We start from the raw sequence: 24,083 nt of genomic DNA on the forward strand, positions 1-24,083 counted from the left end.
TCGTATGAGAAAAAAATATATTACATTAATAATGGCAGCAGTCATTTCCGCAGCGCTTTTGACAGCCTGCGGCGGTACGGGAACCAACCAGAATGCCATGCAGGGCACAGACCAGACGTCTGAAAGCAGTGGTTCCCAGAATGGAACGGACCAGGAGTCTGGGAACAGCAGCAGTTCCCGGAAGAAAACAGGCCAGGAGTCAGGAAACAGCAGTGATTCCCAGAATGGAGCAGGCCAGGCAGCCGACAGTGATTCCCAGAATGGAGCAGGTCAGGCAGCCGGCAGTGATTCCCAGAATGGAGCAGGCCAGGCAGCCGGCAGGGGTTCCCAGAGCGGCACAGCCTCTGCAGTCACCGAGGATGAGGCCAGGAAGACAGCTCTCTCCGATGCCGGTGTGACGGAGGAACAGATCACGGGAATCCGCGTGAAAAAAGACCATGATGACGGACGTCAGGTCTACGATGTGGAATTTTATTCCGATAATAAGGAATATGATTATGAGATCGACGCTTCTACAGGCGAAATATTAAGCTCTGATTTTGAGATTGAAAATGATTTTAACAAGGACAGCGCATCAGACCTGAACCCGGCAGTAAGCCAGGAGGAGGCATCCGCGGCGGCTCTTGCAAAGGTGCAGGGAGCCAGTGAGAAGGATCTGCGCATAAAGCTGGATGATGATGACGGAAAGATGATTTACGAAGGTGATATCTACTACAACGGTACGGAATATGAGTTCGAGATTGACGCCGCCACCGGTGACTTCCTGGAATGGAGCGAGGAGCGGAATTAAACAACAAAAAACAGGGGAGGATCTCCATATACGGGAGTCCTCCCCTGTCGTATGTAAAGTGTCAATTATTACAGTTCTCTCACTGCGTCATAAGCTTCATGTACCGCATTATAAACCTTTCTTGCGGATACGCAGTCTCCCACTTTCACAGTCTTGTAGTCTCCGGCAATTTCCTCATATACAGAGTCATCCGGCCGGAAGCCCATGGCAAGGACTACGGTATCACAGGGGATTTTCTCCTCGCCGTTTTCCTTTTGGACAACAATACCGTCAGGTTCTATTTTCAGCAGCCTTGTATTGACCTGTGAAGGTATCTGATATTTTTTCACCAGTCCCATGATCATCATCATGTTCTGCATAAATACCGGTTCCGGCAAAAGTTTGGGTGCCATTTCCACTACAGTCACCTTCTTGCCTCTCTGGGTCAGGTCAACTGCTGTCTCCAGTCCTACAAGGCCTCCGCCGATAACGGCTATATTTTCGCCCAGAAGCGCATTATTGAGCAGGGCGTCAATGGCTGTGCACACGTTGTCTCCGTGAATGCCTTCGATGGAGCCGGGAGCGATTGGTCTGCCTCCGGCTGCCCAGATGACCACATCGGGTTTCAAGGTATCCACAGCAGCCTTGTCAGCTTCCATACAGAATTTCACCGGAACCTGCAGTCTTGTCAGCTCGTTCTGGTAATAGGAGAGCAGGTTTGCCATATCTGCTTTAAAAGAAGGACGGGATGCGGCAAGTACATTTCCGCCGATACGCTCCCTCTTTTCCCAGAGTTCTACCTGATGACCGGCCCGAGCCGCCGTGATTGCCGCCGTACAGCCTGCGGGGCCGGCACCTACAACGAGGACTTTCTTTGGTGCCTCGGCAGGCTTCAGATCATTAACGCCTTCCAGCCCGGCATTGGGATTGACCGCGCACTGGACGCTCTGTCCTGCGCAGACCCTGGCAATACATCCTTCATTGCAGGAGATGCAGGGACGAATCTTATCCGTTTCATGGGCTGTCAGTTTATTGGGGAGTTCCGGGTCAGCTAACAGTCCGCGGCCAATGGCTACGATATCCAGATCTCCATGTTCCAGAGCATATTCTGCCTTGGAGATATTGTTCAGGCGGCCATGGGAGATAACCGGTATGCCCACTGCATTTCGGACAGCGTGCGCACTGCGAAGCTGCAGTACCTGTTCCTGCTGGTATACAGGCGGCATAGCCATGAACCAGTTGTCATGGCATCCGGCATCCACATGGAGCGCATGTACACCAAGGGCTTCCAGCCGTCTTGCAATCTCAAGACCCTCGTCCATATCCCTGTAACCTGCTTCTGCCGGCAGATAATGACATGGCGTAAATTTTACGATCAACGGGAAATCTTCTCCCAGATCGGTCTTTACAATTTCAATCAGATCCGTAAGGAAGCGCATTCTTCCGGTCAGGTCACCGCCGTACTCATCTGTACGGACATTCCAGCGTTTTGTCAGGAACTGGTCAGTGAGATATCCGCCGTAAGCGTGAATTTCAATGGCATCTGCGCCGGCCTTTTTGGCATAGCGGGCAGTCCTGCGAAATCCGTCTTCAATGATTCGGATCTCATCTCTTGTGATCTCCTCGCAGATGACCCTGGGGTCCATCCAGGGTACAGCCGAGGCACCGAGGGGTTTATCTCTTCCCGGCGGCGGTGTGGTGATCCTTCCGTTGCCGGGATGGATCTGTACGCAGACCCGGCAGTTAAAACGATGGGCATTCTCTGTCATGTCCCGGAAATCTTCATAACTGTCCGCATCGAGAAGGGAAGAGGGGCACATCCCCTCGATCTCCGGTGTGGCCAGTGTGTTGCAGAGGATCATGCCGATACCGCCTTTTGCCCGGGCCAGGTAATAAGCCCTGGTGCGTTCGTCATAATTCCCGAGGTCAACCCCCATGGGGGCCATGACCATGCGGTTCTTCAGTGTCAGGTTTCCAATAGAAACAGGCTGTGTGAGCTTCATTAGATTTCCTCCTTTATCCCTGTGTCCTCAGCGCGCCGAGGATCTTTCTGTAAGTCAGGCGCAGGGTCTGTATGCGCCATACGCCGTCATCACATTTTACAAAATCATCTACATAAAATGCCCATCCCTCATAAGTGGAATCGTCATCCTTATAGGTGTGGTAGTCATTGAGACGGGTGAGTACGCGGGCTGTTTTTTCACCGGTGAACTGCACGATGGGATTGTGGCCCATATGTATGGGGACCATGGAATCATCGCATACGGTGCTGGCGCGTTTTACCTGGTCAGCGATATCTTTGACGGGAACCTTATGCCCGTTGGAATAAAATTCAAAGGGTTCCACATAAACCTCAGGCATCATATCCCAGAGCTGCATATCCACGCACCACCAATATTTGTTCTTGGTAGCCAGAATCTTGGGAATCTCTGTTAATTGTTCCGGGGTGTAGTCGTGTCCTGCAAATGCCAGAACCTCTTTTGCCAAACTCATGATCTGTTCGTCAGCCGGTATATTCATAATATTTTCCTCCTTAATCAATCACTGTTTTATATGTTGTCTGTATATCCCTTATTTTTAAATGACCTGCTCAGTCCATGTGCAATGAACGCAAATACGAAGCAACAAATAGAAATAGCTATGTAAACACTCCACGCTGCCGTGTAAGAGCCGGTAGCTGTCCGCAGTCCGCTGGAGAGCATGGGGCCGATCATGCAGCCGGCCAGGAAAAAAGCGTTGCTGATGCTGTAGATCCTGGCGTATTCTTTTGTACCGAAAAGCCCTGAGGTCATAAGCGGCGGCCCCAGCATGGAGATCACCATGCCCATACCGATCGCTGCGGCGAACAGGTATGCAAAAAATGTGTTCTTACCTGAGATGAGCAGGCATACAAGTGCCAGCACATTGCAGATACAGGTAAATGCCATGCCCCCCATGAGGCCGAGTTTATCAAAGATCATACCGCCCAGTATGTTGCCGAGTATAGAGACTCCGCTGAACAGGGCCATGATTCCCGCATAACTGAGGCCAATCTCTGAAAAATAGGTGGGAACCTGGGTCATGACGCCTGCGGCCAGCATTCCCATGCAGATCAGGGAGAGGACAAAGACCCAGAATGCCGGGGAGGCCACTGCTGTCTTTCTTGTAACGCCTTCCCATGCGGGTGCCCTGGCAGCTTTTTGTGTTTCCTTCGGCTGTGAATCACGGTTGGTGTAAGGTTCCTGTCCCATTTCAGCCGGCGTCTTCCGGATAAAGAGACATGCCAGGACACTGACGATCACAACAGCCGCACCTGACAAGAAGAGGGAATTCCGCCAGCCCAGTTTCCCAATCATAGCCGACACTGCAGGGGACCAGAAGATTCCGCCGATGCCGGCTCCGGAGAAGGCCAGGGAAGTGGCAAGTCCCTTTTTGTCCTTGAACCAGTTTGTGATCAGGTAGTTGATAGGAAGGGAGGTCAGTCCCCCGATTCCCAGATTGGTGATACCGAATAATACATAAAAGTGCCAGATATGTGTAGCCACGCCCTGCAGTCCGAACCCCAGCCCGGCGGCTGCCGCGGATACCAGCATGATCATTCTTACATTTCCGCCTTCGATCTTAGGAGCCAGCAGGATGGCAGCCAGCATACTGGTGATGCAGCTCACCACATTGATGAACGAAAACTGTACATAAGAGCATCCCAGTGTCTCACATACGGGTTTCATATAAAAGGATATGGTATTGCTGATGATACCCATGGCGAACATGGAAATCAAGAAACAGCAGACTACGATCTTCCACCCATAGAAATTCTTAGTTTTTGTCTGTGCCATAAAAGTATCCTCCCTCGTGATGAACGCCTAATGGCAGGCTGTGTATCCGCCGTCGATGGGAATGCATACGCCTGTGATATATTTGGATTCATCTGAGCACAGGTAAAGGGCGCAGTTTGCCACGTCTTCCACAGAACCAAGGAATCCCAGAGGGGTATCTTTCAGGAACCAGTCGTGGAACTTTGTGTAGATCTCATCATTTTCCGGTGTATAGCAGAAATTAGGGGCCACACAGTTGAAGCGCACGTGGTCTTTGGCATGCTGTGCAGCCATATCCTGAGTGATGATCTTGATGGCAGCTTTGGAAGCCGGGTAAGCCTGGCAGCCGCTTCCCACATAAGTGATACCCGTGGAGGAAGTGAAGTTCATGACAGTTCCGCCTCCCTGTTCGATAAAATACGGCACAAAGGTCTGAACAGAGTACACAAGCCCCATAACATTTGCCTTATAGACAATATCCCAGTTTTCCAGGAATCCGGGATGTCCGCTGTTCCAATCACCTGTCAGTGAGAATTCGGCGGCACCGTTCACCAGCACATTGCAGGTCTGGAATTTCCTGAGCGCCTCTTCCAGAATGATTTTCCAGTTCGCTTCCACGGATATGTCCAGGTTCAGTCCAAGAGCTTCGCCCCCATCTTCACAGATTTCCTTAGCTTTTTCCAGAACAACGGGTTTCTTGTCCACCAATACGACCTTTGCCCCTTCTCTGGCAAAGCTTCTGGCGATCCCTTCACACAGTCCCCCGCCGGCACCTGTAATGACAGCGACCTTGTTTTCCATACGACCCATAATAGTTACCTCCTCATTTTTTATGTTTGCTGAAGTCCAGCATTGTCAGGGAAGATATTTTGCTTTATTTTCCCTATGTACCAAGCATATCCCAGGCACGGCAGAAATACAAAGGACTGAGGATGAAGGAAAGCAGAGGAAAATGAATTGTCAAAGTTTCATTTAAGTCAATAATTGTCAATAATTTCACAGGTGAAATTGCTTTTATCACACGAATTTGATATAATTCCAATTAAAGAGCCGGTTGATGTATCAGGAGGAGGAACGCCATGGAATTCAGTGCACTACTACAGAAATTGATCCGTATCTCGAATGTAAAACCGCAGGTCCTGGCAGACAGAATGGGATACGATGTCTCCTATATCAGCAAATGGCAGAGCGGTGCAAAACTGCCCTCGTCCAGAAATGCAGAGGAGCTGTTTGGGAAAATGGCTCATTTCTTTGCCGTCAACACAGAGGCAGCCCAGCAAAAAGAAATAAAAGAAGTTCTGGGACTGGAATATGACGGAGCAGGACTGGAAAAGGCCCTGGAAAAATACCTTCTTCAGTCGCTCCTGAAGCAGAAGGAACAAAAGGAAGAGCACAGAAAGGTGCAGGAGCGGATTTCCTATGACTCCCTCTGGCAGGACCAGGAGACTGTGGCCGGTGCCGTGGGCGGAATGATCTATGAGCTCTGCAGCCGTGCGGAGAGGGACGTGGACATTATAGTGACCTGCCCCTTCCAGGAGTACGTGACAAAGGAAAATGACTTTTTTAAAAAGCTGGAGGCGCTTGAGAAAAGAGGCATCACAGTCCGAATCCATCAGTTCATAGACATGGAGAAATTCAAAAACCAGACAGACGCCTACTGCCGCTGTATAGCCATGTACCTGAATGCCATCCATTCCGTCCGGTATGATTTCTACGAACTGCCCCACGAGCACGCGGACATTCCCGTGCTGGTCATAAAGAACGGCCTTCTTGTCACTGAGATACAGGAGCCGTTCACCAGGGAAAAATATACCACGGTCATAAGAAGCCTCCCTCTGGTCAATGCCTACTACGAAGCGGCATATGCCTGCCTCATCTCCAGGAAACCTCTGGTGGAAGAATACTCCGTACATAAAATGTACCAGGAAAAATATATCTTTGACTATATGATGCAGAACGAATACCGCTATCTTCTGCGCTCCATGCATATCATCCATCTGCCCGATGACATGCTCTGGGAGCTCTGCAGGAAATACACCGGGGATCAGGAAAGTGCCCTTCTTCAGTACAACATGAACAGGAACTCCTTCCAGGCACCGGTCACAGCGGTGGTATATAAGTCCACACTCATGGACTATATCTTTGACGGCAAGATCAACATTTTCGGGAAAGAGGCGGAAGTGGAGCGGGAATGGCGTGTTCGTCACATCACCCACCTCATAGAAGAGTTAGAAAAAAACAGCAGCATCCGGATTTTCCTTCTGGAAAACAACAATCCATATATCGGATACGACGACCTGCAGAGTACCATTTACTTCTGCCGGGACACCGTATTTGCCATGGCTGTCCAGAATGGAATATCCGGCTACTACCGTTTTTTCTCAAAGAAACTCATAGATCAGTTCAACGAATTTTACCGGCATATAGAAAACGCCGGTGATGAGTATCTGCTCCGCGGTCAAAAAGTCACAGACTTTCTGAGGCAGGGCCTGAAATTCATCTCATAACACTTATTTATCAACACATTCCCAGCGACCGGAAGCGCCGCAGGGCAGCACCAGTCCGCTTTCCCTGACGGGCAGCCCGATCTCCTGGGAATCCACCCTGCCATGGAACTTTTTCAGTTCTGTAGCCAGCATATAAGTCAGCACTGCCGGCGCAAGTCCGGTGGTATAAGAATTCACCAGGAAGAAAAGCGGTTTGTCACTGAGAAGCTGTGCACACAGCTTGATCAGCGGATGAATCGCTTCTTCAATCTTCCAGATTTCGCCTTTAGGTCCTCTTCCGTAAGACGGCGGGTCCATGATAATGGCATCATAATGATTTCCCCTGCGTATCTCCCGTTCCACGAATTTCACACAGTCATCCACCAGCCACCGGATCGGCGCATCTCCAAGCCCGGAGGACACAGCATTTTCCTTAGCCCAGGAAACCATCCCCTTAGAGGCATCCACATGCGTGACCGCAGCCCCGGCAGCAGCGGCAGCCAGAGTTGCCCCTCCCGTATAGGCAAAGAGATTCAGCACTTTAACCGGCCTTCCGGCTTCCCGGATCTTTTTGGAAAACCAGTCCCAGTTCACCGCCTGCTCCGGAAAAAGCCCGGTATGCTTAAAACTGAAAGGTTTCAGGTTAAACGTAAGCTTCCCATACCGAATACACCACTGTTCCGGCAGATCAAAAAACTCCCATTCCCCTCCCCCCTTCTTACTACGGTGATAATGCCCGTTCATCTTCTTCCACCCGCTGTTCTTCCTGGGCGTATCCCAGATCACCTGCGGATCCGGCCTCACCAGCAGATAATCCCCCCATCTCTCCAGCTTCTCCCCATCAGAAGTATCAATAATCTCATAATCCTTCCATCCATCAGCAATCCACATACTATAATCCTCTCAATCTTCTTTTATCTTTATTCTTCCAGTTTATCGTAACCGGGGAGCTTGCGCGCGGGAGGGAGGGGGATGTCATTTGCATCTCCCTCCCTCCCGCGCGCAAGCTCCCGTCCTTCCCTTATCTATATAACTATACCTAGTCTAACCCAAAAAAGTCAAGCATACATTATCCAAGGAGGTGAACCCATGTACGAATCATTTACAACCCCCAAATTAGAAGAAACCTTCCACACCCACTCATCCACCGGCCTCTCCTCCACCGAGGCTGACGAGAGACTCCGCCAGTCCGGAGAAAACATACTCAAAAAAGGCAAAGACCAGACAATTCTGGACATGATCATGGAACAGCTCAACGACCCCATGATATTTATCCTGTTCATGGCCGCCGCAATCTCCATGCTCCTCCGCCAGTTCAGCGATACAGCTATTATTTTTGTAGTCATAGCCCTGAACACCACCGTAGGCGTCATCCAGGAGGGCAGAGCAAAAAAAGCCATGGATGCCTTAAAGAAAATGACAGCCCCATCCGCAGTCGTCAAACGTGACGGTATTTACAAGAAGATTCCCGCATCCTTTGTCGTCCCCGGAGACCTGGTCAAGATAGAGGCAGGAGACCAGGTACCGGCAGATATCCGTCTCATAAAAGTACAAGGTTTCCACACAAACGAGTCCGCACTCACCGGAGAATCTATGCCGGTCCAAAAGACAGATACCGTGTTGTCCCAGGGAATCCCCATGGCAGAGTGGAAGAACATCGCATTTATGTCAACCGAAGCTATGAAGGGAAGTGCCGAGGGCATTGTGGTAGCCACCGGCATGGAGACAGAGCTTGGCAAGATAGCCGGCATGATCAATGACACCCCGACAGAGCTGACACCCCTGCAGAAACGCCTTGGTGACCTGGGGAAAATCCTCAGCATTGTGGCAGTTGTCCTCTGCGCGGCCCTTTTCCTTCTGGGCGTTGTCCAGCACAGGAACATTCTGCAGATGCTTCTGGTAGCCATCTCCCTGGCTGTTGCAGCCATACCGGAGGGCCTTCCCGCTGTGGTTACCATTGTCCTTGCCCTGGGCGTTGCCCGCATGGTAAAGGTCAACACCATTATAAGGAAGCTTCCCGCAGTGGAGACTCTTGGCTCAGTGGGCATCATCTGTTCCGACAAAACAGGTACCCTCACAGAAAACAAGATGAAGGTAGTGGAAATCTACGGCGATGACCGCAAGCTTCCCCTGTCACAAGTCCGCCGCAGGGAATTTCCCCGCCTGATGGAGGGCTTTCTTCTGTGCAACAACAGTATGCTGGGAAAACAGGAGATCGGTGACTCCACAGAGCTTGCCCTTCTCCATATGGGTGAGGAAATGGGGTATAACCGGGAGAAATTAAAGGAACAATATCCACGTACCTATGAAATCCCCTTTGACTCTGAACGAAAATACATGGCAACCGTACACAGAGACGGCAGCAACGAGACGGTCTATGTGAAGGGGGCCTGTGATTATCTTTTGGAACGCTGCGCGTTTGTGGCAGTCCGGGGCAAAGCGGTTCCCATGACAGAAGTGCAGCGCATGAAGATCCGCATGGCAATGGAGGGAATGGCCCAGGACGGACTGCGCGTGCTGGCTCTTGCTTATAAGGAACATGTAAAAGATAAGAGCGAGTCAGCCCTAACCGGCAGCCTGGTGTTCGCAGGAATGGCCGGCATGATGGACCCGCCCAGAAAAGAAGTCACCCAGTCCATCCGCACTCTGAAAAAGGCAGGAGTACAGGTGGCGATGATCACTGGGGATTACAAAGACACAGCCCTGGCGGTTGCCAAAAAAATCGGTATCGCGGACTCCATGGACCAGTGCGTCACCGGCGCGGAGCTGGACAATATGAGCGAGGAGCGCTTTGCTAAAAAAATGAAAGACCTGCGGGTATTTGCCCGCGTGACCCCGGCCCATAAGGTGAAGATTGTCAGCCGTTTCCGGAAAAACGGACAGATTGTAGCCATGACCGGGGATGGTGTCAACGACGCGCCGTCCCTGCAGGCCGCTGACATCGGGATCGCCATGGGCAGAAACGGCACGGATGTGGCGAAAAATGCGGCGGATATGGTGCTGACAGATGACAACTTTTCCACCATTGAGAAGGCCATGGAAGAGGGCAGAGGCATTTACGTGAACATCAAGAAATCCATTCTGTTCCTTTTGTCCTCCAACTTTGGCGAGATCATCACCATGTTTGTGGCAGTCCTGCTTTCCCTGGAGACGCCCTTGAAGGCAAGTCATATCCTTTGGGTGAACCTGATCACAGACTCCCTGCCCGCGCTGGCCCTGGGAGTTGATAAAAATGATCCGGTGTCTCTCATGAGGAAGAAGCCCAGAGACCCCAATGAAGGGTTGTTTGCCCATGGGGGCTGGCTGTTCACTGTATTTTACGGTATGCTGATCAGCGCCATTACTCTTTATGCCTTCCACAGGGGCGGGCAGACCTATGCCTTTACCGTACTGGGGGTATCCCAGCTCTTCCACGCCATAGGAATGCGTGACAGGGATAAGTCCGTACTCAGAATGAACCATCTGGATAATCCATTCATGATACTGGCATTTTTCCTGGGGCTTGCCCTTCAGGTCATGGTCACGGAGGTACCGTATTTTGTGCAGGCATTTCAGACGGTGCAGCTCTCCTTTGGGGAGTGGCAGTGGCTGCTGGGCATTTCCGCTATTCCGCTTCTTATGCACGAGATACTGCTCCTGCCCGGGCTTATCAGCGGCAGAAGAAAGCGACAGTGAGGAAAATGCAGGATTTCATTTGTTAAATTGCATATAAAAAACCATAAACCCGATAAAAAGGGGAAAAAATTACCAAAAATGCAAGAAGTTCTTGACATTAAGTCATATTCTATCATACAATACCACATAACGAAGCATAATTGCAGGAGAGCTGCACGGAACACTTTACCGGGGCAGTGATTAAAATTATGAAGATTACCAGGAGGAGAGCCATGACGCCGTATAAAGAACTGAGCAGAGAGCAGCTGCAGGCTATGAAAGCCGATTTGGAAAAACAATTTGAGGAAGTAAAAGCAAAAGGACTGAATCTGGATATGTCCAGAGGAAAACCGTCCAAGAAGCAGCTTGAGCTGGCAATGGATATGCTGGAGGAGTTAAAGAGCACCGATAAACTGAAATGTGAAACAGGGATTGACTGCCGTAACTACGGTCTGCTGGATGGTATTCCGGAAGCAAGAAGACTGCTGGGAGCCATGACTGAGGTTTCCGCAGACCAGATCGTGATCTTCGGCAATTCCAGTCTGAACGTTATGTTCGACACCGTTTCCCGTTCCATGACTCACGGTGTATGCGGCAGCACTCCGTGGTGCAAGTTAGATAAAGTAAAATTCCTGTGCCCTGCACCGGGATATGACCGTCATTTTAAGATCACAGAATATTTCGGCATAGAGATGATCACAGTTCCCATGACTCCCACAGGCCCGGACATGGATATGATAGAGGAACTGGTAAGCGCTGACCCGGCCATCAAGGGTGTGTGGTGTGTGCCGAAATATTCCAATCCGCAGGGTATCACCTACTCTGAGGAGACTGTAAAACGCTTTGCCAGACTGAAACCGGCAGCGGAAGATTTCCGTATTTTCTGGGATAACGCTTACTGCATCCATCATTTATATGAGGAGCAGGATTTCCTTCTGGAGATTCTGGAGGAATGTGAGAAAGCAGGCAATCCGGACCTGGCGTACAAATTCATTTCCACTTCAAAAGTCAGCTTCCCTGGCTCCGGTATTGCAGCCGTTGCGTCTTCTCCGAGAAACCTGGCTGATTTCAGAAAACATATGGCGATCCAGACCATCGGCCATGACAAGATCAACCAGTTAAGACATGTGCGCTTCTTCAAGGACATTGAGGGCATGCACGAGCATATGAGAAAACACGCGGAGATTCTGCGTCCGAAATTCGAGGCAGTGGAGAACACACTGGAAAAAGAGATCGGCGGGGCAGAAATCGGAACATGGACCACACCCAAGGGTGGATACTTCATCTCCTTTGACTCCATGGAGGGCTGTGCAAAGGATATCGTAGCCAAGGCAGCAGAGGCAGGCGTGAAGATGACAGAGGCAGGCGCAACCTTCCCATACGGCGTTGACCCTCATGACAGCAACATTCGTATTGCACCCAGCTTCCCTACACCGGAGGAACTGCAGCTTGCTACAGAGATTTTTGTACTCAGTGTAAAACTGGTCAGCATAGACAAACTTCTGGCAGAATAAATCCTGCAGAACAGACATAGCGTATGATAAAACAGGGCAGAACTTTTGCAGAACAGCAGAGGTTCTGCCTTATTGTGTGAAGCAGTATTTCTATTTCGTTACAGAAGTATCTGTAAATTTCGGATAATTTACAGAAATGTGATATTTTAATGAATTTTGCATAAAACACTTTACTTCGACAATCAAAATGAAATAGAATAGAAAACGAAGGACAGGTATTTGTCCCGTTGCAGAGCAATTTACAATGGGAGGATACACGTGGCGGAACAGACGTCTGAACCGTTACGGATAGAAAAAGTTATAACATAAGGGGTAGAGGTTATGAAAAAAAAGAAAGGGAAAAAGGGTAAGTACACGAAGGCAAAGAAAATTGTACTGGGCATACTGATTGGATATATTGCACTTATGGTGCTTGGATACATAGCCGGTGTCGTATACTTTACCAAACATTTCTATCTGGGTTCCCAGATAAACGGAATGAATGCCTCCGGCAAGAGCGTGGAGGCTGTAGAGGACAGCATTGTGGATGAGATCGCATCCTATACCCTGCATTTAAAGGAGCGGGACGGCAGGACAGAATCCATAGTGGCGTCACAGATGAACATGCAGTATGTGGATGACGGCAAGATCCAGGAGCTGAAGGACAAGCAGAATCCGTTTCTATGGTTCCTGTCATTTGCGCATCAGAACGATTATGATATGTCAGCCACCACGACCTATGACAAAGATATGCTGTACGCGGCAGTGGATGCCCTGGAGGCATTCCAGGAGGCGAATATCACGCAGCCCGCAGATGCTTACCTGGGTGATACGGATACGGGATATGAGATTGTCCCTGAGGTGATGGGAAATGCCCTGGATAAGGACAAGGTAAAAGAACAGATCCTGAAAGCTATTGACGGAGGAAAGACGGAGCTGGATCTGGAGGCTGAGGACTGCTATCTGAAGCCCACAGTATACAGCACGGACGAGAATCTGATCAAACAGCGGGACCAGAGCAATGCATATCTGGGCGTTACCGTGACCTTTGATTTCTCTGACAGGCAGGAAGTAGTGAACAAGGATGTGATCAAGAACTGGCTTACCACGGACGAGAACGGTGATGTGGTTCTGGATGAGGAGAAAGCAAAAGAGTATGTGGTGGAAATGGCAAAGAAATATGACACCTTCGGCTATCCCCGTCAGTTTGTGACCTCCACAGGGGAGACCATCACAGTCAGCGGCGGTGATTACGGCTGGCTCATCGCAAGAAATGACACCACTGCCAAACTGGTTGAGGCTATAAAGAGCGGCCAGTCCCAGACCATGGAGCCTGAGTATACCTACAGAGGCTATGTGAGGGATACCAATGATATTGGAAATACATACGTGGAGATCAGCCTTCAGGCACAGCACATGTGGTTCTACAAGGATGGACAGCTTCTGGTGAGCACCGATGTAGTCACAGGAAACCACAACCAGGGATGGGATACCCATACGGGAATCTACGGCATTATGTATAAAGAAAGAAATGCCACACTGGTAGGCGAGAATTATTCCTCACCGGTTCAATACTGGATGCCCTTCTATGCCAACACGGGAATCCATGACGCGGACTGGAGAGACAGCTTCGGAGGTTCGGAATACATCAACAACGGCTCCCACGGCTGCGTCAATACGCCGCCGTCCAATGCGGAGAAGATTTATAACAACATAGAAAAAGGTGTGCCGGTTGTGGTATACTGATAGAAAGGCAGGCAGGTGAATTTTCACCTGCCTGCTTTCATGTTCCCCGGAGGAAGGGAACTTTGTGGATTCCGTTTCCCCCGGGAAAGTGAGTGGTGCTGCCAAAATTTATTTATCGGGTTTTCGTCCAGGCACCGCTTGAGTTGACATAATAATTGCCAATCCATGTGTTTTCAGCCATAGCGCCTGAGCCGTTTAAGTAATACCAGGTTCCGTTTACCTTGATCCATCCGGTAGCCATAGCACCTGAGAATGTCAGGTAGTACCATTTTCCGCTGTCTTTGATCCAGCCGGTAGCCATAGCGCCTGAGGATGTGAGATAGTACCAGCTGCTGCCGAGTTTGACCCATCCGGTAGCCATGCGGCCGGATGCGTTGAGGTAATACCAGTTATTTCCCAGTCTGATCCATCCGGTGGCCATAGAACCTGAGCCTGTGAGATAATACCAGCTTCCGTCTACTTTTGCCCATCCGGTAGCCATAGCGCCCGATGATGTGAGATAATACCAGTCATTTCCCGGTTTGATCCATCCGGTAGCCATAGCGCCTGAGGATGTAAGGTAATACCAGGTTTGGCCTGATTTGATCCATCCGGTAGCCATAGCGCCTGAATTTGTAAGATAATACCAGGTGCCGTTTACGCTGACCCATCCGGTAGCCATAGCGCCGTTATTGTGGAGATAATACCAGCAGCAGCCTACTTTGACCCAACCGGTAGCCATAGCGCCTGAATTTGTCAGATAGTACCAGGTATTTCCTTCGCGGAACCAGCCTGTGCGCATGTATCCGTCTGCGTCAAATGCATACCATTTGCCGTCAATGGATTCCCATTTGCCTGCAGGCCATTTTTCGTTGCCGTAGTCATACCACCAGCCTTTGGCATTTTGTTTCCAAACACCTTTTGCGGCTTTTTTCAGATTAGAGATAGCTTTCTGAATGCTGTTGGCAGCTTTGTCAATATCTTTCTGAGAAGCTTTTTTGTTATTTAATACTTTTTTGCCTGCATCAACTGCTTTGGTCAGATTCTTCCAGGAAGATGCAGTGTAGTCACTCTGTTTCAGTTTTGCAGCCTTGTCCAGTGCGGCTTTTAAGGATGCAGTATTTGTCTTGGTGACTTTTTTGAGATTGTCCAAAGCTTTCTGGATAGAAGCTGCTGCGTCTGCAATGTCTTTATCAGAAGCTTTCTTATCATCCAGAACCTGTCTGCCTTTTTCGACAGCTTTTGTAAGGGTCTTCCAGGATGCAGCGGTATAATCGCTTTTCTTTAATTTTGCCGCCTTGTCCAGAAGTGTTTTCAGTGCGGTTTTGTCTGCTTCCGGCTTAACTTCCAGGCCGTCGATGGCACTGCGGATCGCTGCGGCAGCATCCTCTATTTCTTCAGCGAAAGCCGAAGCATCGTCCATAAGTGCTTTTCCCGCAGTCAGGGCATCTGATAAGCTGTTCCAGCTTTCTGTGGTATAATCTTCAGCATTTAATGCCTCAGCTTCTGCGATGACTGCTTCCAGAGCAGATTTATCAGCCGCTTCCTGCTGATCCTGAAGGAAGGTTACCTTTGCAAGCTGGATATCTGTGTTCTGTACTTCTTTCACTTCGCCTGAATTCAGAGTGTATGTGACACCTTTATAATTCGGGAAGGTAACTTTTACATAATTAGTATCTTCCGGAAGTCCGTAAGCGTCAAATGTGATGCGGGCATAGCTCGGATAAGCTTCCGGGAAGTTGTTTACAGTTGTTACGTTTTCAAACTGCGTCCAGTCTTTTCCGTTCGGAGAAGTGTATACCCGGAAATCAAGGGAGGCGCCATTCTGCAGTGTTTCCCTTATGCATTTGCCTTTGTCTGTCCATGCGCTTCCGTCCCATACGGCATAGTCGCTGAGCGTCTGATAGTAAGCTGTCAGATGCGCGTCTTTTACACCCGGGATTTTATATACAAGGGACTGGTCTTCTGCGTTCTCTTTTACGGCAACTCTGCTGTCTTCGTATCTTGGCTGTCCGCCGTAATAGAAGTTGTCTTTGTCCTCATAAGGAGCATCTCCTTTTGTGAGTGCCATAAGACCGTCTGTTGCGGAGGATGCACTGATAAAGTAGTCGTCATTTGTTCCGCCCGAAATATCTGTCAGATCGTCAAAGCGTGCAACTGCCTGACCTTCGGTCTGGTATACGCGTACCCAGTCAACCAGGAAATCACTGTCCTGTTTTGTATCCTGTTTGCTGTAGTCCACATCGCCGACCCAGCCATCGCCTACCTGTGTTTCCAGAATCGGGAACATGGGGCGTGTGTGCATGCCGTCTCTGCCGTCATCTCTGGCCTGGGTAGTTTTGTGTACCTGGTTGCCGTCGATAAAGAAGGTGATAGCCTCCGGATCCCATTCTACTTCAAATACATGGAAATCCTGGCACCATGCTTCATAATTGTTGGTGGCAATACCGTGAGAGCCTTTGTTGTAGCTCAGAATACCGAAATGGTTGGTGGTCCAGGCTGACCATGCATCCTGTCCCAGGTATTCCAGCACGTCGATCTCGTCATGTCCTGTCTCATCCTGGCACAGCATCCAGATAGCAGGCCAGATACCCTTGGAATCGTTTGGTTTCGCGCGGACTGCCATGCGTCCGAACTGGAAGGAGAACTTATTCTTGGACTCCAGACGGCCGGATGACCATGTGACTTTCTCTGCCAGTTCCTGTGAGCCGTACTGATCCCAGCCTACAGCGTCGATCAGCGCGTCTGTGGATTCATAGTTTTTGGAGTTGATAGCCAGGCAGCTTTCGTCTCCATCCTTTACGATGCTGACTGCGCCTTTGTTGTAGATGGCTGCATGGTTTGCCATGCCGTCAATAATATTCCATTTGGATTCATCAACGCTGTCGCCGTCAAACTCATCTGCCCATACAAGGGTATCATATTTGGAATCCGGTGCGGTGTATTCCGGTTTGGATTCGTCGTAGGATTTTCCCGTAGCCCAGATTTCCACTTCGGAATATTTGGTGGGGCTGTTGTTGTCTTTGTTTACTGTGAAGCGCACGCATTTTCCCGTGACCGGTGTGTCCAGGGTGATGGTCTGCATGTCAGGACCCTGTGTCCAGTTATACTCCTGGAATACAGTCTGGCCTGCGCTTGTCGGAGAAGAGGATACGGAGACCTTAACGGACTGGTAGGTGCCCTCTTCAAGCTTGAAGCAGATCTCTTTCATCTGATATGCGTTTTTGTATTCAAACTGCAGCCAGCGTTCACCGGTGCTGTTGTGAACTGCATAGTTGTCATCCACTGCGCCGTCTGTGATCGCCTCTATATTAGTAGGGGTCAGACCGCGGACGTATGGAAGTTTGCCCAGGGCGATGTTCTGCGCTTCTTCTTCGGGAGGCGGAGCGGGAACTTCGGATTTCGGAATGCTGGCAATGACTTCTATTTCATTAAAGAGAATGCCATTGCTGTAGCCTTTCCATGAGCTGTTGGTATTCTGGATATAATGTCCTCTCTGCCAGATACGGATATACTGTGCAGATACGATTTCCGGGAGTGTGATAACCTGAGGCTGTCCCTTGTTGGAGGTGGTTTCCTCATAATCAGCCGTATCGGATACGATGGTGCTCTCTGCAAAATCTTCTGTGGAGGAGAGCTCTACTTTTACATCCTTGAAGGTAGAAACCGCATTGGGATAAGTGTTATGGTACAGGTCGATCTCTTTTACGTCCCGGACTTTACCGAAATCATACTGGAGATAGACGTGGTCCCATCCGGAATAGCCGTTGTCATTACCGCCGATTTCCTGGCCTGCAATGATCTTGGTATTGTTGGAATCATCCTCACTGCCTGATTTCACACCGTCGGTGGCTGCTTCCGGGTTCAGGATCTGTACCTGGGGAACCGTAGAACCTCCGGTTACAATCTGGTGAGGTGTATTGGAGGTAGGAATCAGGCCGGTCATAATGTTGGCGTCTACCATTTCCTCATCATCACCGGGATCCGGATCAGGGGCAGGCTGTTCCTGTTCCACAGAAGCGATGACTTCGATCTCTGTGAAGAGGACGCCGCTACTGTAGCCTTTCCATGCACTGTTTGTGTTTTCTATGTAGTGGCCTTTTCCCCATACACGGAGATAGCGGGCTTCAATCTCTGTTTCAGGCGCCAGATACTGAGATTCGCCTTTGGTATCAACGGTTTCCAAAAAGTCTTCCCCGTCAGGATCTCCATAGAGGATGGTACTGTCTGAGAAATCCTCAGAGGTTGATACTTCTACCTTTACATCCTTGAAGGTGGAAGTTGCAGCCGGATAAGTGTTTCGGTACAGATCCACAGCTTTTACGCTGTATACATCACCGAAATCATACTGAAGGTATACCGGATTCCACTGGGAATAGCCATTGTCATCACCGCCGATTTCAGCCCCGGCATCGATCCGGGTGTTGTTGGCATCCACATCACTGTCGTAGTTGATGCCGTCTGTGGCAGCTTCGGGATTCGTGATGCCTCCCTCAGCATTTGTGGTGGGAATCAGACCCTGCAGGATATTTTTATCCACGGTTATGGTATCGGCTTTGACTGCGGCAGGTGATAGATTTCCGGCGGTCAGTGCCAGTGCCATGAAGAACGACAGGGCTTTAGAGGCTTTCTTGTTTCTTTTCATACTTGCGCTCCTTTCTTAATACTGCTTTACATTACCCTTTTCACCGGACATGCATAATGCTATAATAAATATAGTCTGATTTTATGAATGCAGAGGTGCAAAGGAGGAAATTCAGAATGGACAGCGGACATAAGGATACCGAGGTAAAATATACGGAGTCTCCAAAATATCAATGCCTGGAATTTCTCAGAAAGAATTCCGTGGAGCTCTATCTGGCTTACTGCGGCAGGGAAATCTGCGAGGCCGGGCATACGTACGGACCGGCTGTCCGTCAGGAATATCTTCTGCACTATGTTATAAGCGGGAAGGGCACTTTTACGGCAGACGGAAAGACAACAGAGCTTGGAGCCCATGATGCGTTTCTGATCATGCCGGAGGAGACTACTGTATACAGGGCGGATGCCAAAGAACCCTGGTCTTATGTCTGGGCAGCATTTGACGGCATCCGGGCGTATGAATGCCTGGAACATGCCGGTTTTTCTGCTGAGCAGAGAGTCGGTCATTTTGAGCAGGAGGAAGCACTGACTGCCTGCGTGGATGCCATGCTGGCAGCCCATCAGCTTACCTATGCCAATGACCTGGTGCGCCAGAGCCAGCTTGCCCTTTTTCTGGCAGGCATGATCCGGGAATATCAGACTTCACATAATACCAGACAGCAGTTCAATGATTACCACCGGCAGGAATATGCGGACTATGCAGCTGCCTATATTGAGCAAAATTACCATAAAGATATCAGCGTCAATGACATGTGCAGCTATATCGGCATTACGCGCAGCTACCTGACAAAGATATTCAAACAGGTTCATCACGTTTCCCCCTATGACTACCTGCTGGGTGTCAGGATGAATAAAGCCTCCCTGCTCCTGCAGACCACCGCGCTGCCGATCAAGCAGATCGCGGAAATGGTGGGATATAAAGACGCACTGGTATTTTCCAAAGCGTTTAAGCAGAAAATAGGAACCAGCCCCAGAGCATTCCGGGATTCCTCAGCTACCCTTGTTTTGTCGCATATCAAAAATGCATGACAGGAAGGAAACAGCACATTTGTGCATATGTCCTTATATTCCCCGATACATTTCAGTATCCATTCTGAATATGACCCAACCAGTATCAGACTTGTTGGACTACCATATAGTTTACTGTAAAAAATGCATAGAATATATGGCTTTTTATCCTGCTTATATGTCAAAATATACTTTTGACGGAAAAAATATGTAATAAAGTTGGTAAATATGGATAAAAGCGGTGGTGTAAATATAGATATAATAGATAAAATGATGGAGAAATGTTGGAGAGAATATGTGAAAAAGTATTTCTGCAGGTAAAAAAGTAACGCACATGCCGTGTCATATTTATTGCAGATCATGTCCTTAGACGGCATCATCATTGACAAAAAAGTTTAAATTGATTAGTATAAAAAGAGCAAAGAAACCGAATGGCTGCATAAGGGAGAAAGAGTATGAATATAGTTGTTTTAGCAGGCGGCAGCAGTACAGAGAGGGAAGTCTCCATTGTGTCCGGACAGGGCATCTGCACAGCTCTGCGCAGAAGAAATCACAAAGCGGTACTGGTAGACGCTTATTTTGGAAAAGAAAGCTGGGGGGAGGAATTATTCCCTCAGACATATGATATAGATGCGGAAGTTGTTTACATGCAGGAAAAGAGCAGGGAACTGGAGGAGACCGTAAAAAGCAGGAAAGAATTCTTCGGTCCCGGCGTACTTGACATCTGCAAAGCGGCAGACATGGTGTTCCTGGCTCTGCACGGCTCCAACGGGGAGGACGGCAAGGTACAGTCCGTATTCGACCTCATGGGAATTCCCTACACCGGCTCCGGTCCGCTGAGCAGCGGAATGGCCATGGACAAGGGAATCACGAAAATGGTATTTGAGGCAAAGGGAGTGCCCACTCCAAAAGGCGTAACTCTGCAGAAGGGAAAATGCAGCAGCGAGCTGGCAGACTATGACATAGACTTCCCGGTGATCGTGAAGCCGTGCTGCGGAGGTTCCAGCGTGGGTGTCTGCATTGCCAAGAATCAGGAGGAATATGAGGCTGCCCTTGAGGAGTCCTTTTCCTATGAAAATGAGGCGGTTGTGGAGCAGTTTATCGAGGGGCGCGAGTTCTCTGTGGCTGTCGTGGACGGCAAAGCTTATCCGGTCATTGAGATCGCTCCGCTGCAGGGATTTTATGATTATAAGAACAAATACGAGGCGGGATCCACCATTGAGACCTGTCCGGCGGAGATTTCCGAGTCACTGACCAGGGAAATGCAGAGATACGCGGAGCAGGGCTACAAGGCACTGGGACTGCAGGCCTACGGCAGACTGGATTTCATCATGGACAAAGACGGAAACATGTACTGCCTGGAGGCAAACACCCTGCCGGGAATGACCCCCACAAGCCTGATTCCCCAGGAGGCAAAGGCACTGGGAATGGATTATCCGGAACTGTGCGAGAAACTGATCGAGGTTTCCCTGAAAAAATATAAATAACCAGAGGTGTGCCATGAAAAATCTGACATTAGAAAATATAGCCAAAGCCTGCGGCGGCATATATGTGGGCAGCGAAGAGATGAAGGATCGGGAAGTACAGGGAATCGTAACGGACAGCAGAAAAGCAGAGCCGGGATTCCTGTTTGTTCCTATTAAAGGTGCACGTGTGGATGCCCATGATTTTATTGACAGTGTGATGGCGAATGGAGCCCTGTGCACCCTCACGGAGAAGGACATCGGAAAAAAAAGCTTTCCTTATATAAAGGTGCATTCTTCTCTTCAGGCTGTAAAGGACATTGCGGAGTTCTATCTGAAGCAGCTTGACATTCCGGTGGTGGGGATCACAGGGAGTGTGGGCAAGACCAGCACCAAAGAAATGATTGCCGCTGTGCTGGAACAGAAGTACAAGGTGTTAAAGACAAGAGGAAATTTCAACAATGAACTGGGAGTTCCTCTGACCGTTTTCGGCCTGCGCCCGGAGCATGAGATCGCAGTCCTGGAAATGGGAATCAGCGACTTCGGAGAAATGCACCGCCTGGCTAAAATCGCGCGGCCGGATACCTGTGTGATCACCAATATCGGCCTGTGCCATCTGGAGTTTCTGAAATCCAGAGACGGCATCCTGAAAGCCAAGACAGAGATCTTCGATTACCTGGAGCCGGATGGTCATGTTGTCCTGAATGGGGATGACGATAAGCTGATCACAGTCAAAGAAGTTAACGGAATTGCGCCGGTATTCTTCGGCGTGATGAACCATCAGGGGATTTGGGCGGATGAGATCAGGAGCATGGGATTAAAAGGAATTTCCTGCCGTATTCACGCAGGAAATGAGAGTTTCCAGGTTTTGGTACCTATTCCCGGACGCCATATGGTATACAATGCATTGGCCGGAACTGCCGTAGGTCTTATCTATGGAATGAACCTGGAGGGGATAAAAAAAGGGATTGAGAGTCTGCAGTCTTTGAGCGGCCGCTTCCATATTATAGAGACCGGAAAAAAGACCATTGTAGATGACTGCTATAATGCCAATCCGGTATCCATGAAGGCTTCCCTGGATGTGCTGCAGGATGCGCTGGGAAGAAAAGTGGCCATACTGGGAGACATGGGTGAACTTGGAAAAGACGAGGTGGAGATGCACCGGGAAGTCGGGGTATATGCGGCGGCGAGAGACATTGATAAGATCATCTGTGTAGGTGAACTGTCAGGGGATATGGCTGAGGCAGCCAGGCTGGCGGCGCCTGCCAAAGACATTGTACATTTTGCCAAAAAGGAAACTCTTCTGGAGGCCCTGCCGGGTATCATTCAGGATGGAGATACCATTTTGGTGAAGGCATCACATTTCATGGAGTTTGAAAAAGTGGTGGAATGCCTGGAGAAGCTTTAAAATACAGGAAAAATGATTGACAAGGACTTCAGGTGTATGAGATACTGAAGTTGATAATAAGAATAGTCTTAAAAAGTGGAAGCCCTTGCCGGCAGAGATGTCGGCGAGGGCTTTCACTTTGGTAACGTTGTAATTGGTATTTGCAGGAGTTCGCGCGGAGGCGGGCTCCTTTTTTTGAACCGCATTATTTTAGAAATGCGACATAAGAGGGAAAAGACAGGTCAGAAGGCGCGTTTCGCGGCTTCTGACCACTTTGATGACCATGAATGAGTCGGTTTCACAGATTTGTGAGCTGGTTCATATATCTGCGCTTGGTGTCGGGCTGGATGTGGACGTATAAGTCCAGCGTTGTCTTTACGGAAGTGTGGCCCAGGATTTCGGAGAGGGACTTTGTGTCAAAACCCTGTTCGATCCAGCGGCATGAGAACTGGTGGCGCAGCGCGTGGATCTTAATGTGGGGAATCTCACATTTTTTCAGCAGGGCTGCGTATCGTCGTTGTATGGTTCTTGGCTCCATGCATTTTTCCGTGCCTGTCAGGATAAAAAATCTGCCGTCTTTTTTCAGAGGAGCTGCCAGTTCCAGAAGCCTGTCGGGAAGAGGGATTACGCGGATGGAGGTCGCTGTTTTTGGTGTGCCGATATTTAAATGGGTGCGGGAACATTCTTTTTTTCCGTCGGTCATGAGCATGTTCAGGTTTTTGACGCGTGTCACTGTGCGGCGGATATGGAGCCTGCACCGGGTGAAGTCAATGTCTTCCCATTTGAGCCCGCTCAGTTCTCCGACCCGGATGCCGGTATACATACACAGCAGGATGCCGAAGGAAAAGGAGTCCATATCACTCTGCAGGAAGGTATCCAGCTTTTTGTAATCCTCACTGCTCATGATCTGTATATCGCTGCTGCTTGAGGGAATACGGGGGAACTTAAGAGGTTCAGCCGGGAAAAAGCTGAACTCCTGGGCATACCGGAGGATATTTTTGAGCACACTTATGATAACATGGATACTGCCGTATGCCATGCCCTGCTCCAGTTCCCTCTGTACAAAGCCTGATATGGTGTGGTTTGTGATTTTTCTGACCTGCATATTGCCCAGAATGGGGAGAATATGGTTGTCCAGGATCTCTTCGTAGTTGGAATATGTGCTCTCCTTTACGGTATAGCGGATATGTGCTTTCCACTGTATACTCACTGTACGGATCCGGTCATCCTGGGGTGGGGCGGAGGACCGGCTGGTGTACATAGGCAAATTAGGAGTTTCAGATATGATTTTGGCTTTCTTGTCTTTTACTTCCATGTAAGATTTGCCGTACAGATATCCGTAATGGATCTTGCCGTCTATGTCACGCCCTTTTATATATCGAGCTTCCCATCGGCCGTCTTTTCGTTTTCTGATATTTTCGCCTCTTCTTGGCATATTGACCTCCTTAAAATTAAGAATTTCTTAAATGAATTCAGACCATTTTTTTGACCACTAATGATTATCTATTAATAATGGAAAAATACCGTGGTTTTCATTTTATATCCGGTAAAGTTTTCCAGAAGTCCAGAATATACTAAAAATAGCCAAAAAATTGCCATTATTTTTTGGCATATTGACTTTAAAGACTTTTAGCGTTAAACTTAGTTTTGACTAAAGACCGGA

15 protein-coding genes are annotated in these 24,083 nt (G+C 49.3%); 8 read left to right on the forward strand and 7 right to left on the reverse strand.

The genetic code is table 11. The features are described 5' to 3' along the window. Positions 1–4 precede the first annotated feature (4 nt). A complete protein-coding gene (locus MUB35_RS27040; protein WP_052098996.1) occupies positions 5–790 on the forward strand; it encodes a PepSY domain-containing protein in 786 nt (261 codons plus the stop codon). A gap of 68 nt (positions 791–858) precedes the next feature. Here the strand turns inward: MUB35_RS27040 and MUB35_RS27045 are convergent, their stop codons facing one another. From MUB35_RS27045 to MUB35_RS27060, 4 genes are read right to left on the reverse strand one after another with little or no spacing between them, the layout of a single operon-like run. Continuing rightward, positions 859–2,772, reverse strand: a complete 1,914-nt coding sequence (locus tag MUB35_RS27045; protein ID WP_033139818.1) for an NAD(P)/FAD-dependent oxidoreductase — start codon at positions 2,770–2,772, stop codon at positions 859–861. Between the two features lie 13 nt (positions 2,773–2,785). Continuing rightward, a complete protein-coding gene (locus MUB35_RS27050; RefSeq protein ID WP_033139817.1) occupies positions 2,786–3,289 on the reverse strand; it encodes a nuclear transport factor 2 family protein in 504 nt (167 codons plus the stop codon). A 29-nt stretch (positions 3,290–3,318) separates the two neighbouring features. Continuing rightward, positions 3,319–4,584 (reverse strand): MFS transporter, encoded by a 1,266-nt coding sequence (locus MUB35_RS27055; RefSeq protein WP_033139816.1) that lies wholly within the window; start codon positions 4,582–4,584, stop codon positions 3,319–3,321. 27 nt (positions 4,585–4,611) lie between these two features. Next, positions 4,612–5,373, reverse strand: a complete 762-nt coding sequence (locus MUB35_RS27060) for an SDR family NAD(P)-dependent oxidoreductase (RefSeq protein ID WP_033139815.1) — start codon at positions 5,371–5,373, stop codon at positions 4,612–4,614. A 269-nt stretch (positions 5,374–5,642) separates the two neighbouring features. On the opposite strand from MUB35_RS27060, the gene MUB35_RS27065 reads away from it, so the two are divergent. Beyond that, positions 5,643–7,070 (forward strand): hypothetical protein, encoded by a 1,428-nt coding sequence (locus MUB35_RS27065; RefSeq protein WP_033139814.1) that lies wholly within the window; start codon positions 5,643–5,645, stop codon positions 7,068–7,070. Positions 7,071–7,073: 3 nt separating this feature from the next. On the opposite strand, the gene MUB35_RS27070 is transcribed toward MUB35_RS27065, so the two are convergent. After that, a complete protein-coding gene (locus MUB35_RS27070; protein WP_033139813.1) occupies positions 7,074–7,940 on the reverse strand; it encodes a class I SAM-dependent methyltransferase in 867 nt (288 codons plus the stop codon). Between the two features lie 198 nt (positions 7,941–8,138). Between MUB35_RS27070 and MUB35_RS27075 the strand changes: the two genes are divergently transcribed. The 3 genes from MUB35_RS27075 (at position 8,139) to MUB35_RS27085 (ending at position 13,942) form a co-directional block, all read left to right on the forward strand. After that, positions 8,139–10,724, forward strand: a complete 2,586-nt coding sequence (locus MUB35_RS27075; RefSeq protein ID WP_244807141.1) for a cation-translocating P-type ATPase — start codon at positions 8,139–8,141, stop codon at positions 10,722–10,724. Between the two features lie 212 nt (positions 10,725–10,936). Further along, positions 10,937–12,217: an aminotransferase class I/II-fold pyridoxal phosphate-dependent enzyme gene (locus MUB35_RS27080; protein WP_244807142.1), complete on the forward strand. Its 1,281-nt coding sequence runs from the start codon at positions 10,937–10,939 to the stop codon at positions 12,215–12,217. A gap of 321 nt (positions 12,218–12,538) precedes the next feature. Beyond that, positions 12,539–13,942, forward strand: coding sequence for a L,D-transpeptidase family protein (locus MUB35_RS27085; RefSeq protein ID WP_033139810.1), 1,404 nt, complete (start codon positions 12,539–12,541; stop codon positions 13,940–13,942). Positions 13,943–14,054: 112 nt separating this feature from the next. Here the strand turns inward: MUB35_RS27085 and MUB35_RS27100 are convergent, their stop codons facing one another. Further along, positions 14,055–18,566 carry a family 16 glycosylhydrolase gene (locus MUB35_RS27100; RefSeq protein WP_304657710.1) on the reverse strand — a complete coding sequence of 1,504 codons (4,512 nt, stop codon included), beginning with the start codon at positions 18,564–18,566 and terminating at the stop codon, positions 14,055–14,057. Between the two features lie 116 nt (positions 18,567–18,682). On the opposite strand from MUB35_RS27100, the gene MUB35_RS27105 reads away from it, so the two are divergent. The 3 genes from MUB35_RS27105 (at position 18,683) to MUB35_RS27115 (ending at position 22,441) form a co-directional block, all read left to right on the forward strand. Beyond that, positions 18,683–19,591 carry an AraC family transcriptional regulator gene (locus tag MUB35_RS27105; RefSeq protein ID WP_244807143.1) on the forward strand — a complete coding sequence of 303 codons (909 nt, stop codon included), beginning with the start codon at positions 18,683–18,685 and terminating at the stop codon, positions 19,589–19,591. A 434-nt stretch (positions 19,592–20,025) separates the two neighbouring features. After that, positions 20,026–21,057: a D-alanine--D-alanine ligase family protein gene (locus tag MUB35_RS27110; protein WP_118743709.1), complete on the forward strand. Its 1,032-nt coding sequence runs from the start codon at positions 20,026–20,028 to the stop codon at positions 21,055–21,057. Between the two features lie 13 nt (positions 21,058–21,070). Then, positions 21,071–22,441 carry a UDP-N-acetylmuramoyl-tripeptide--D-alanyl-D-alanine ligase gene (locus MUB35_RS27115; protein ID WP_244807144.1) on the forward strand — a complete coding sequence of 457 codons (1,371 nt, stop codon included), beginning with the start codon at positions 21,071–21,073 and terminating at the stop codon, positions 22,439–22,441. 277 nt (positions 22,442–22,718) lie between these two features. Here the strand turns inward: MUB35_RS27115 and MUB35_RS27120 are convergent, their stop codons facing one another. Further along, complete coding sequence (locus MUB35_RS27120; protein WP_244807145.1) at positions 22,719–23,855, reverse strand: tyrosine-type recombinase/integrase; 1,137 nt, start codon at positions 23,853–23,855, stop codon at positions 22,719–22,721. Positions 23,856–24,083 lie beyond the last annotated feature (228 nt).

This window comes from Blautia sp. NSJ-175, assembly GCF_022867815.1.
In the GTDB taxonomy this organism is placed as follows: domain Bacteria; phylum Bacillota; class Clostridia; order Lachnospirales; family Lachnospiraceae; genus Blautia; species Blautia celeris.

Bases quoted from the DNA above. Each gene is read 5' to 3' on its own strand.
- MUB35_RS27040 (WP_052098996.1), top strand. From the start codon at position 5: ATGAGAAAAAAATATATTACATTAATAATGGCAGCAGTCATTTCCGCA.
- MUB35_RS27045 (WP_033139818.1), bottom strand. From the start codon at position 2,772: ATGAAGCTCACACAGCCTGTTTCTATTGGAAACCTGACACTGAAGAAC.
- MUB35_RS27050 (WP_033139817.1), bottom strand. From the start codon at position 3,289: ATGAATATACCGGCTGACGAACAGATCATGAGTTTGGCAAAAGAGGTT.
- MUB35_RS27055 (WP_033139816.1), bottom strand. From the start codon at position 4,584: ATGGCACAGACAAAAACTAAGAATTTCTATGGGTGGAAGATCGTAGTC.
- MUB35_RS27060 (WP_033139815.1), bottom strand. From the start codon at position 5,373: ATGGGTCGTATGGAAAACAAGGTCGCTGTCATTACAGGTGCCGGCGGG.
- MUB35_RS27065 (WP_033139814.1), top strand. From the start codon at position 5,643: ATGGAATTCAGTGCACTACTACAGAAATTGATCCGTATCTCGAATGTA.
- MUB35_RS27070 (WP_033139813.1), bottom strand. From the start codon at position 7,940: ATGTGGATTGCTGATGGATGGAAGGATTATGAGATTATTGATACTTCT.
- MUB35_RS27075 (WP_244807141.1), top strand. From the start codon at position 8,139: ATGTACGAATCATTTACAACCCCCAAATTAGAAGAAACCTTCCACACC.
- MUB35_RS27080 (WP_244807142.1), top strand. From the start codon at position 10,937: ATGACGCCGTATAAAGAACTGAGCAGAGAGCAGCTGCAGGCTATGAAA.
- MUB35_RS27085 (WP_033139810.1), top strand. From the start codon at position 12,539: ATGAAAAAAAAGAAAGGGAAAAAGGGTAAGTACACGAAGGCAAAGAAA.
- MUB35_RS27100 (WP_304657710.1), bottom strand. From the start codon at position 18,566: ATGAAAAGAAACAAGAAAGCCTCTAAAGCCCTGTCGTTCTTCATGGCA.
- MUB35_RS27105 (WP_244807143.1), top strand. From the start codon at position 18,683: ATGGACAGCGGACATAAGGATACCGAGGTAAAATATACGGAGTCTCCA.
- MUB35_RS27110 (WP_118743709.1), top strand. From the start codon at position 20,026: ATGAATATAGTTGTTTTAGCAGGCGGCAGCAGTACAGAGAGGGAAGTC.
- MUB35_RS27115 (WP_244807144.1), top strand. From the start codon at position 21,071: ATGAAAAATCTGACATTAGAAAATATAGCCAAAGCCTGCGGCGGCATA.
- MUB35_RS27120 (WP_244807145.1), bottom strand. From the start codon at position 23,855: ATGCCAAGAAGAGGCGAAAATATCAGAAAACGAAAAGACGGCCGATGG.